Annotated in this window: 8 protein-coding genes; 4 read left to right on the top strand and 4 right to left on the bottom strand. The window is 66.4% G+C overall.

The window, feature by feature from the left end; all coding sequences use genetic code 11:
- Positions 1-239 precede the first annotated feature (239 nt).
- Both B0I08_RS11440 and B0I08_RS11435 read right to left on the bottom strand, forming a co-directional pair.
- Positions 240-3,485 carry an efflux RND transporter permease subunit gene (locus B0I08_RS11440; protein ID WP_106212906.1) on the bottom strand — a complete coding sequence of 1,082 codons (3,246 nt, stop codon included), beginning with the start codon at positions 3,483-3,485 and terminating at the stop codon, positions 240-242.
- 64 nt (positions 3,486-3,549) lie between these two features.
- Positions 3,550-5,070, bottom strand: a complete 1,521-nt coding sequence (locus B0I08_RS11435; protein ID WP_106212904.1) for an aminotransferase-like domain-containing protein — start codon at positions 5,068-5,070, stop codon at positions 3,550-3,552.
- A 62-nt stretch (positions 5,071-5,132) separates the two neighbouring features.
- Between B0I08_RS11435 and yczE the strand changes: the two genes are divergently transcribed.
- Complete coding sequence (gene yczE / locus B0I08_RS11430) at positions 5,133-5,789, top strand: membrane protein YczE (RefSeq protein ID WP_106212902.1); 657 nt, start codon at positions 5,133-5,135, stop codon at positions 5,787-5,789.
- On the opposite strand, the gene B0I08_RS11425 is transcribed toward yczE, so the two are convergent.
- Positions 5,768-6,565 carry a MerR family transcriptional regulator gene (locus B0I08_RS11425; RefSeq protein WP_106212900.1) on the bottom strand — a complete coding sequence of 266 codons (798 nt, stop codon included), beginning with the start codon at positions 6,563-6,565 and terminating at the stop codon, positions 5,768-5,770. The two genes, yczE and B0I08_RS11425, sit on opposite strands and share 22 nt — an antisense overlap.
- Before the next feature lie 206 nt (positions 6,566-6,771).
- Here B0I08_RS11425 and B0I08_RS11420 point away from each other — a divergent pair, with 206 nt between their 5' ends.
- From B0I08_RS11420 to B0I08_RS11410, 3 genes are read left to right on the top strand one after another with little or no spacing between them, the layout of a single operon-like run.
- Positions 6,772-8,850, top strand: coding sequence for an APC family permease (locus tag B0I08_RS11420; protein ID WP_245884761.1), 2,079 nt, complete (start codon positions 6,772-6,774; stop codon positions 8,848-8,850).
- A complete protein-coding gene (locus tag B0I08_RS11415; protein WP_106212898.1) occupies positions 8,847-9,248 on the top strand; it encodes a fluoride efflux transporter FluC in 402 nt (133 codons plus the stop codon). Before B0I08_RS11420 ends, B0I08_RS11415 begins: the two co-directional genes overlap by 4 nt.
- Positions 9,245-9,625: a fluoride efflux transporter FluC gene (locus B0I08_RS11410; RefSeq protein ID WP_106212896.1), complete on the top strand. Its 381-nt coding sequence runs from the start codon at positions 9,245-9,247 to the stop codon at positions 9,623-9,625. The genes B0I08_RS11415 and B0I08_RS11410 overlap by 4 nt, the downstream gene beginning before the upstream one ends.
- Positions 9,626-9,709: 84 nt before the next feature.
- Here the strand turns inward: B0I08_RS11410 and B0I08_RS11405 are convergent, their stop codons facing one another.
- A complete protein-coding gene (locus B0I08_RS11405; protein ID WP_106212894.1) occupies positions 9,710-10,843 on the bottom strand; it encodes an NAD(P)-binding domain-containing protein in 1,134 nt (377 codons plus the stop codon).
- Positions 10,844-11,047: the final 204 nt, after the last annotated feature.

Genomic DNA, 11,047 nt, shown 5'->3' with positions numbered 1-11,047 from the left:
AGTTCAACGATCTCTGCCGAGCTGAACCCTGCGGTGATGGACATGTAGTTGCCTCCTGATCGTGAACTGACTCACAACCAGCCTGACGCAGAGGGAACTGGCCGGTCGACAAAGGCGCACGTCGACAACTGGCCGGTCGACGAAGGTTCGCGTCGACTAGTGACCAGTCGAGGGGGAAGTCGCGTCAACTAGCGCCCGACCCTATCTCCAACTGACCGGTCGACGCGGCGGCGGCACGACTATGCTTTCGCCGCACCCTTCGCCGCACCCTTCGCCGCGTCCGCTCCCGTAGCCGCAGCGGCCGCGCGGCGGTCGGTGCGCCGCTCCTTCGCCCCCTCGACGAGGTAGTAGAGCGCGGGCAGCACCACGAGCGTGAGGAAGGTGGACGAGACAAGTCCGCCGATCACCACGATCGCCAGCGGCTGCGAGATGAAGCCGCCGTGGCCGGTGATTCCCAGCGCCATCGGCAGCAGCGCGAAGATCGTCGCCAACGCGGTCATCAGAATCGGGCGAAGCCTTCGGCTGGCGCCGTGCACGATCGCGTCGCCCACTTTCAGCCCGCGCTCACGGTACTGGTTCACCAGGTCGATGAGCACGATCGCGTTGGTCACCACGATTCCGATCAGCATCAGCACACCGATCAGCGAGGGCACGCCGAGCGGGATCCCCGAGATGATCTGCAGCAGAATCGCGCCGGTCGCGGCGAACGGCACCGACACCAGCAGCAGCAACGGCTGGCGGAGGCTCCGGAACGTGGCGACCATCACGATGTAGACGATGAGGATCGCGATGAGCAGCGCGAGTCCGAGCTGGGTGAACGCGTCCCCCTGCTGGGCGGTCACGCCACCAAGCTCTGCGGTGGCGCTCGCGGGCAGTTCCACATCCGCGATGGCCTCGGCGACCACGGAGGATGCGGTTCCGACGTCGTCACCGTTCGGAGTGACGCTGACGGTGGCGCTGCGCGCTCCCCGAATGGTGGTGATGCTCGCGGGCCCGTTGACTTCCTCGACGGTCGCCACGCTCGTCAGCGCAATCAGTCCGGCCGCGCTCGGAATCGTGAACGCCTGCAGCTCCTCGATGGTGAGCGGCTTGGCACTGTTCTCGATGTAGATCGACAGCGTGGTCTCGTCGATGGTGACCGATCCGCTCGCGGACGGGTTCATCGCAGCAGTCACGATGCCACCCACCGCGAGTTCACTGAGACCCGCTTCCGCAGCGCGCGCCCGGTCGACCGTCACCGCGATGTACGGCTGCTCGACGGCGAGGTTGCTTGACGCTTCGGCGACCACGTCGAGGTCCGCGACCGCGTCGGTCAGCGCTTCCGCCGCTCCCCGAAGGTCGTCTTCGTTTGCCGCGGTGATCTCGATTTCGATGTTCGATGAGGCGAAACCGGATGCCGCTGCCGCCAAAGTGATCTCACCGGCGTCGGTGATTCCTGCGACCGCGTCACGTACGCGCTCCTGCAACTGCTCCTGGTCAGCATCCGGGTCGGTGGTGAGCGAGAAGGTTATCCCGCCGCCACCACCGAAGGCGTCGGCGATCGAGCCACTGCCGGAGCCGATTGAGAGTTGGACGGTTTCGATACCGTCGATGTCACGCAGCACGGTCTCGACTTCGCGAGCCGCAGTGTCCTGGGCCTCGAGGCTGGCACCGAGCGGCAGCTCCTGGCTGACGGTGAGGGTGTTCTGCCCGCTGTCGCCGATGAAGTTGGTTTCCATCTGCGGAATCAGGAACACGGTGCCGACGAGCACGAGCAGCGCGGCGAGAAGGGTGGCGAAGGGGCGGCGCAACGTCCACCGGATGACGGGGAGGTACCCACGCTGCAGGCCCGTGGGGGTATCCAGCTCGTCCGTTGCGTCGGCGGCCGCGGAGGAGCTGAGCACGGGGACGGGAGTGGCGGCCGAACCCGCGGCGGAGCCGGAACCCACGGCGGAGCCGGAATCCGCAGCGGAGCTGGAATCCACAGCCGCGGCGCCCTCGACGTGGCGGTGCCCCTTCTTCACCTTGGCCTTGAGGGGCAGGAACCAGTAGGCGAGCACCGGCACGATGGTCAGCGAAACGAACAGCGACGCGGCGAGCGCGATCGTGACCGTCAGTGCGAACGGCCGGAACAGCTCACCGGTGATGTCGCCCACGAGCGCGAGCGGCAGGAACACCGCAACCGTGGTCACGGTCGAGGCGGTGATGGCGCCGGCCACCTCGCGCACCGCCGAGATGATCGCCTCGCGCTTCGTTTCACCGAGGCCGAGGTGACGTTTGATGTTCTCGATGACCACGATCGAGTCATCCACCACACGCCCGATGGAAATCGTCAGTGCGCCCAGGGTGATGATGTTGAGGGTGTACCCGGACGCGTACATGCCGATGAAGGTGATCAGCACCGACGCGGGGATCGAGATCGCGGTCACCAGCGTCGAGCGCACCGACATGAGGAATACCAGGATCACGATGACGGCGAAGAACAGGCCAAGCAGACCCTCGGTGGCGAGGGAATCAATCGATTGCTGGATGAAGGGTGCCTGATCGAACACGACCGTGAAGGTTGTGTTGTTGCCGAGGGACTCCTCGAGGTCGGGCAGCATCTCGTTGACGAGCTCCGACACCGCGACCGTGTTTCCCGCGGGGGTTTTGGTGACGGCGATGGTTAGGGCGGGTTCACCGTCGACCCGCGAGATGCCCTCGGTCGGATCATCCACCAGCTGCACGGTTGCAACGTCGGCAAGGGTTACGACGTCCGTGTTGGTTCCGCCGAGCAGCGGAAGCGCGGCGATGTCGTCTGTGGACTCGAGCCGCACACCCGCCTGAACGACGAGCGTCTCATCGTTCTGGGTGATCGCACCGGCGGGCAGCAGCAGTCCGTTGGCGTCGAGCGCGTCGGTGACGCTCTGCGTGCTCAGGCCCGCCGCGCTGAGCGCGACGACGTCGGGGGTGATCGTCACCCGCTGGCCGGTCGTACCGAGCAGGCTCGCTTCGCGCACACCCTCGATGCCCTGGATGTCGTCGATCACGGTGGCCTCGAGCTGCGTGGACAGCTCGCGGGGATCGAGGTCGCTGGTGACGGCGACCTGGATAACCGGAAGGTCATCGATGCTTCCGGTAATGACGAGCGGGTCGGCGTCTGCCGGCAGCTGGGCGCTGATCCGGTTGATCGCGAGCTGCACCTTCTGCTCAATCGTGGTGATGTCTGTGCCGTAGACGAAGGACGCCGAGACCGTCGAAACATTGGCGCGGGATGTCGCGGTCGTAGCTTCCAGCCCCGCGACTCCCTGGATGGCAGTCTCAATCGGGGTGCTCACGTCTTCGTTGACGACGGCGGGTGATGCGCCGGGGTAGGCGGTCACCACCACAAGCTGGGGGAAGGTGACAGAGGGGATGAGCTCCTGCTTGAGCGACGTCAGCGCGATGCCGCCAAAGATGCCGATCACTATGGTGACAAGCGCGATTAGTGCCCGGTTCCGGAGGCTGAATACAGACAGAAGGTGCACGATTTCCCCTTACGGCGCCGCCCACACGGGCACCTGAGTAATCATCTCAGTTGGGCGCGGTTCGCTACACCACCTCGGCAAGATAAGAATGCTCCGGCATCGGGTACCGGCCCACCGATTCCCAGGCCGCGGCGAGCGCGTCCACTCCACGCACGGTTTCCTCCTCGGAATACGAGAACGGGATCCGCAGGAAACGGTCGAACGCGCCCTCCGGTCCGAACAGCGGACCAGCAGCAATGTGGAGACCGTGGTTGCGCGCGGCGAGGGTGAGCTGCGAACTCACCGGCGCGCCCAGTCCGACCCAGGCGGTGAGCCCGCCGGGAACGTGGGGCACGGTCCACTCGGGTATCCGTTCGCCGAGCAGCCGCACGAGCCGGTCACGACCGATCCTGAGGTAGGTGCGCCGCTCGGCGAGGATCGCGTCGTAGTCGCCGAGCAGGTCGGTCACCAGGAGCTGGTCGAGAATCGGGGTGCCGAGGTCACCCGCCGCGCGCGCCCGGGTGAGCCGGTGGATCACGGAACGGTCGGCGCGGATCCAGCCGATTCGCAGCCCGCCCCAGATCGTTTTACCCACCGACCCCACCAGGATGGCGGAACTCGCCGCTCCCGGCGCCCGGGCGAAAGCGGCGAAGGGCAGGGACCGCTCGGGGGCGCCGGTGCCGCCTGAGCCGCTGAGCCCGGCGGCGCGCTCGGGCAGGTCGAGGGCGCGGAGGGCTCCGGGGCCGTCAGGGCCGTCGAGGCCGAGCTCGGCCATCGTTTCATCGGCGATGAGCGTGGTGCCGGTGCGGCTCGCGAGCTCCAGTGCCCGCTCGCGGAACTCGGCGCTCATCGACATCCCGGTTGGATTATGGAAATCCGGCATCAAGTAACCCAACGACGGGCTGGTGCGTTTGATCGCCTGCTCGAATCCCTGTTCATCCCAGCCGTCGTCCGTCGACACCGCGACCGGAACCAACCGGGCGCCCGCTGCGCGCAGCGCTTCGAAGGCATGGGGGTAGCTGGGTGATTCGACCAGCGCGTGGTCGCCGCGCGCCAACAGCGTGCGCGCGATCAGGGCGATGGCGTGCTGGGCGCCGAGGGTGACCATGATCTGGTCGGCCTCGGTGGGCAGACCCCGCGCGGTGTACCGATCGGCAATGGCCTGGCGCAGCACCGGGATCCCCACCGGATCGAACCCGGAACCGCCGAGGTAGGCAGGCAGCTGTTCGGCCGCGCGCTGGGCCGCAGCCGCGACCGCGGGCAGCGCGGGCATACTCGCCTTGCTGAAGTCGACGAACCCGAACGCGGCGGAGTCTGGCAGGGACTCGGTGCCCGACGGAAGTCGCGCGACGCTCCCCGAACCACGCACGCTGCTGAGGTAGCCGGCGTCGCGCAGCCGCGCGTAGGCAGCGCTCACGGTGGTGCGGCTGACACCGAGCTGCGCGGACAGGTCGCGCTCGGCAGGGACGCGAGCTCCGAGCCCGATGCGCCCATCGAGTATCAGCAGCCGGATTCTGTCGGCGAGCGCAAGGTAGGCGGGGGCGGACCCGGCGCCGCGCCATCCGTCCACAAGAAGGGCCAATGCTCGGGCCGAGAGGGTGTTCATGCGGCCACTTTAGCGGAATTGGCATCTTGCAAGCGGTCCAATAGTGGAATTGGATACTTCACATGTCTTCTCTGCTCATCGTCTCCCGCCGCATCCTGCAACTGGCAGTGGGCCTGTTCCTCTACGGGTTCGCGATCGCCATGATGGTGCGCGCCGCCGTCGGCGTGCCGCCGTGGGACGTCCTGACCCAGGGCCTCTCCCTGCAAACCGGGTGGCCGTTCGGTGTGCTTACCAACGTGATCGGAGCGCTGGTACTGCTGCTCTGGATCCCGCTGCGCCAGAAGCCCGGCGTTGGAACCGTGCTGAACGTGCTGCTGATCGGCCCGAGCATCGAGGTGGGGCTGGCCGTAATCCCTGCGCAGCACACGCTCGCGCTGCAGCTGCCGCTGTTCGCCGGAGGACTGGCGCTGCTGGCGCTCGCCTCCGGCCTCTACCTTGGGGCGCGGCTCGGACCCGGCCCGCGCGACGGACTGATGACCGGCATCCACAAGCGCTGGGGCTGGCCGCTCTGGGCGGTGCGCTCCGCCATCGAGGTATCCGTACTCAGCGTCGGCTGGCTCCTCGGCGGCAACGTCGGCCTCGGCACCCTGGCGTTCGCGCTCCTCATCGGGCCGATGGTCGGCGTCACGATTCCGCTGCTGCGTATCCCCGAGGCGCCCGCGCGTCCCGCGACTCGGCCGGTGGGATCCCACGCTGGCTACATGCCGGACTCCGCGTAGATGCGCATCGCGTCGCGCACAAACGTGGCGCCCTCAACCCCGCCGTAGTTTGCCGCAAAGCGTTCGTCGGCGACGTACATCTCGCCGAGTCCCACGAAGTACTCCTTCGATAGCCCCGGGGAGGTCGATGCCGCGTGCGAGGTGGGTGCAGCGGATGCCCCGCGCGGGGTACCGGGGACGGATGCTAGCCACAGGAAGTGCCGATGGGCCAGCGCCTGGGCCTCAGTGCTGCCGGGAGCTGCCCCACTTCGCGCCGCTGTCGCCCAGTCGGCCGCGAGTTGCTGCTGTCGGATCATCCACCCTTCCTTCTCAACATCGGTCATCGACCGCCACCACGCATCGCCGGCCGCGTAGGCGTCGGCACCCCAGCGCTGCTCGACCTCATTCTGATATCGCGTGTGGTCAAATCCGTCAAACATGTCCTCAGCCATCAGATCCTCTCCTTCCTCGAGTTTTCTCACCGTTGTCTGGATCGTCGCGATCTGGCGATCGATCCGGTTTTTCTCCTCGCGCAGCCAGCGCAGGTGTCCGGCCAAAGCCTCCGCGTCGTCGGTGGCCCCATTGAGCACGTCGCGGATCGCGGCTAGCCCGAGTCCGAGGTCGCGGAGTAACAGAATGCGCTGGAGCCGGGTCAGCGCGGCGGAGTCGTAGTGCCGATATCCGTTCGTGCCCGTACGTGAGGGATGCAGGAGCCCGATCTCGCCGTAGTGGCGCAGCGCGCGCGACGTGGTGCCGGTGAGTCGAGCCACCTCGTGGATAGACCATTCGTTCTCCATGACTCCACCGTACGAGTTGACGTTGCGTCAATGTCAAGCGTGAATGGAGTCTTCGACGACCTGACGATTGCTCCGTCGCCGGCGATGGCGGAATAGAGCAGTAGTGCCCCAATAGAACCCCAATAGAACAGAACGGGAATAAGCGCGGAAGCGACGTTGTTAACGCTCGCTTGACTCCGGCGCAGTCTGGAGTAGGCTCGCCCCTCGTGACTAACGAAGTTCGGTCGCCGAAGCGGTGGCTGATCGGCGAACCGCTGGCGTCTGAGAAACTCGAGGGCCAGCTCCTCCCCAAGCACCTGGCCCTGCCGCTGTTTGCCAGCGACCCCCTTTCTTCTGTGGCCTATGCGCCGCAAGAACTGCTGATGATCCTGATGCTCGGGGGGCTCGCCTTCCTGAGCTTCGCGCCCGGGGTCGCGCTGGTGGTGGTCATCCTCCTGGTGGTGGTGGTCATCTCGTATCGTCAGCTCATCAAGGCCTACCCCAGCGGCGGCGGCGACTACGAGGTGGCGCACAAGAACCTCGGCGAACGCGCCGGGCTCGTTGTGGCGTCGGCCCTGCTGGTCGACTACGTCATGACCGTCGCGGTGTCGGTAGCGAGCGGCGTCGACAACATCATCTCGGCGATCCCTGCCCTCGACCCGCTCCGGGTCGAACTCGCGGTGTTCTTCGTCGTCCTGCTCGCCGCGGTCAACCTCCGCGGTGTGCGCGAGTCGAGCAAGGCATTCGCCTTTCCCACCTACTTCTTTGTCGGCAGCATCTTCGTGATGGTGGTGGTCGCGCTCGTACGCACCGCCCTGGGTGACCCTCCGGTGGCGGAATCGGCCGCGTTCACCGTGCAGGCCGAGTCGATGACACAGGCCGCGTTCATCCTCCTGCTGCTGCGCGCGTTCTCGAGTGGCTGTAGCGCCCTGACCGGAGTGGAAGCCATCTCCAACGGTGTGCCGGCCTTCCGTACCCCGAAGGTCAAAAACGCGCAGGCGACCCTCGTCTATATGGTGGTGATTGCCATCGTGCTGTTCGTCGGCTTGATCGCGGTCGCACTCATTTCGAAGGTGCACTACGCGGAGGACCCCTGCCACCTGATCGGTTGGCAGAACTGCGCGACCGATCCCCAGCGCTCCCTCATCGCGCAGATCGCCTCGGCCGTCTTCGGCAACAACTCCGTGCCGTTCTTCATCATCCAGGCCACCACGGCCGCGGTACTCCTGCTCGCTGCAAACACCGCGTTCAACGGTTTCCCGCTGCTCGGGTCGGTGCTCGCCCGCGACAAGTACGCCCCGAAGTCCCTGTCGACGCGCGGTGACCGCCTCATCTACTCGAACGGCGTGCTCGTCTTAGCGCTGGCCGCGGTGGTGATTCTCATCGTGTATCGCGCGAGCGTGACATCCCTCATTCAGCTTTATATCATCGGCGTTTTCGTCTCCTTCACGCTCGGGCAGACGGGCATGGTGGTGCACTGGCTGAAGCTCCTGAAAAACGGGTGCGTCGATCGCGGGGCTGCGATCCGGAGCCTCGCCATCAACGGTGTCGGCGCGGTGATGACCGCCGTTGTGCTGGTGGTGGTGACCATCACCAAGTTCACCCACGGCGCGTGGCTGGTCTTTCTGATCATGCCGATCCTGTACCTGCTGCTGCTCGGCATCAACCGGTACTACCGCGATGTGGACAAGGAGATCGAGGCGGACCCCACCACGACCTTCGGCGCCCAGGGTGATCACGCGATCGTGCTGGTCGGCCACATGCAGAAGCCCGTACTGAAGGCGCTCGACTACGCCATCGCCGCTCGGCACGATTCGATTGAGGCGGTGCACGTCTCGATCGATGACGGGCAGACCACCGAACTCGAGAAGCAGTGGATCCTGCAGAACATCGAGATCCCCCTGCGCGTGATCGCCTCGCCGTACCGAGAGATCAGCACCCCCTTGATCCAGTACATCAAGGGGCGCCGCGAGGTGCACGGCTCAGAAGTGGTGACCGTCTACACCCCGCAGTTCATCGTTGGACACTGGTGGGAGCACATGCTCCACAACCACAAGGCGCGGCGCATTCGCCACAAATTGATGATGGTGCACGGCGTGGTGCTGGCGCTGGTGCCATGGCTGCTCGACTCCTCCGAGATTATCTACGGCCGCCGTTCTCGCCCGATCCCGGGCCAGGACAGGCGCGGTGAACCGGTGCGACCGGTGCCGCGCACCGCGATACCGCCCGCGCGCTCCCATCAGAGCAGTGGCAGCGGCGGCAGTAGCGGCGCGAGCAGCAGCAAGCGCGACCGCGACCGCGGATGACCTCACTCGCAAAGTCCGTCGCCGCGGTGTTCGTCGGCGGTGTCCTCGGCACCTCGGCGCGGCTCGGCCTGGACTATGTGATCCCGCACGGTGATGACGACTTTCCGGTGTCGACCCTCCTCATCAACGTGGTGGGATCTGCGCTGCTCGGGTTGCTCGTCGCCGGGATCGGGCCCGACGCGCGGGGCTGGCTTCGGGCGGGTCTCGGGCCGGGGTTGCTCGGATCGTTCACCACCTTCTCCGCGGTGATGGTGTCGCTCGTGTCGCTTACCGCGGGCAACCAATTCGGGAGCGCCTTGCTGTATCTGGTGATGAGCGTCATGCTCGGCTTCGCCGCAGCATTGCTCGGGCTGCGGGTTGGGCATCGAGCCGTGCAGCGGCGCGGGGAGCAGCCGTGATCGGCGACGGCTCGATGGTTCTGGTGGCAGCGGCAGCGGTGCTCTGCGGTGGTGTCGCCTCGGTGCTGCGCTACCTCGTGTCCGTCCTGTTGGGTGGGCGAGGCACGCTCCAGTGGGCCGTGCTCGTCGTCAACGTCGTCGGGTCTGCGCTCGGCGGTGCCGTACTGGGCTTGGCCGAGTCTGGTGTGATTTCCACCGATCTCCGCCTCATCCTCCTCGGCGGCGTCGCCGGCGGACTCACCACCTTCAGCACCTGGAGCGTGGAGACCGTCGAGCTCGCGCTGACCGGCAAGTGGTTTCGCTCCGCCCTCAACGTCGGGCTGAACATCGTGCTCGGCTCGCTGGTCGCCACCGCGGCCTGGCTGCTCGTGCAGTAGCCGCTCGCGCGCTGGCCTGTAGGCAGCCGTGTCGGCCCACCCTGTCAGCTCAGCCTGTCAGCTCAGCCTGTCAGCTCAGCGCACCTAGCCCTGGCGGGCGGCGCGCTGGATCCGAGTGAGCGCCACGACCACCTGCCGCGCGATCGTGCGTCCGGCCCGGTTCGCGCCGACGGTACTCGCCTGCGGTCCGTACCCGGCGAAGAAGATCCGGGGGTCCCGCCAGGAGAGACCGCCGGCCACCGATACCCCGCCTTCTTTCTCGCGGAGCCCCAGGGGCGAGAGGTGGCGCAGCTCGGGGCGAAAGCCCGTCGCCCAAAGAATTGCATCGGCCTCAACGAAAGAGCCGTCCGCCCAGCGCACCCCACCCGGCTCGATGCTGGCGAACATCGGGCGGCGCACCAAGAGTCCGCGCTCGATCGCCGCCTGCATTCGACGGGTGCGGGGAACCCCGGTGCCGCTCACGATGCTGGGCAGGGCGCGACCAGCCCGCGCCGCGGCATCCTGCATCGCAACGGCTGCCAACCCGGCCTCGACGTTCAGCTCACCCAGCTCGAGAAAGTCGACCGGTCTCCGGCTCACCCAGGTGAGCTTCGCTGCGGCCGGTTCCAGATCGAGAAGGAACCCGATCGCCGACGTTCCTCCTCCCACCACAACGACGCGCTGCCCGGCGAGATCCTCGGCAGACACGTAATCGGTGGTGTGCAGCTGACGCCCGAGGAACGAGTCCCGTCCGGGATACCACGGAAGGAAGGGAGACCCCCAGGTGCCGGTGGCGTTCACCACAATGGGAGCAGAGATGTGGCGCGTGGCCGGCTCGCCGGTGGGGTGAGTGTCGCCGGAAAACGTGACGAGAAGATCTGCGCCCTGATTTTCAACGGTTGTGACCGCCGCGGGACGGACCACGTTCAGCCCGAAGTGCTCTTCATAGCGGTGGTAGTAGTCGGCGACCACCTGCCGGGCGGGTAAGTTTTTGTTTGCCGTCTCGAAGCTGAGCCCGAGGTCGTTCATGCCGGGAAGGTCGTGCACGCGGTGGGCGGAGCCGAGCCGCAGGGAATCCCAGCGGTGCTGCCAGGCGCCGCCGGCAGCCGGGCCTCGATCGAGCACGGAGAAGTCGATTCCGGGTTCGAGCCCCAGGCGCCGAAGGTAATACGCGACCGACAAACCCGCCTGTCCCGCGCCGACCACCACAACGGAGGTGTCGGCGCTCAGGATAGTCACGAGCTAACGTTACCCTTCCTCACATATGCACCCGCTGGAAAGTGGCTAAGTGGCGGTGAACAACCGGGGCGAAGCAAGTGCGTTACACCGGGACAAGAAGCGGGGCATAATGGTCTCTGGGCACCACACGGTACGCCATACTGCTCACTTTGTTACACGCAAGGACTAATGAGGGTCGCGTGATAAAGTGATCGCTAGATTTTA

The organism is Glaciihabitans tibetensis (genome assembly GCF_003003265.1).
In the GTDB taxonomy this organism is placed as follows: Bacteria; Actinomycetota; Actinomycetes; order Actinomycetales; family Microbacteriaceae; genus Glaciihabitans; species Glaciihabitans tibetensis.
This window is presented reverse-complemented; position numbering and strand designations above follow the sequence as displayed.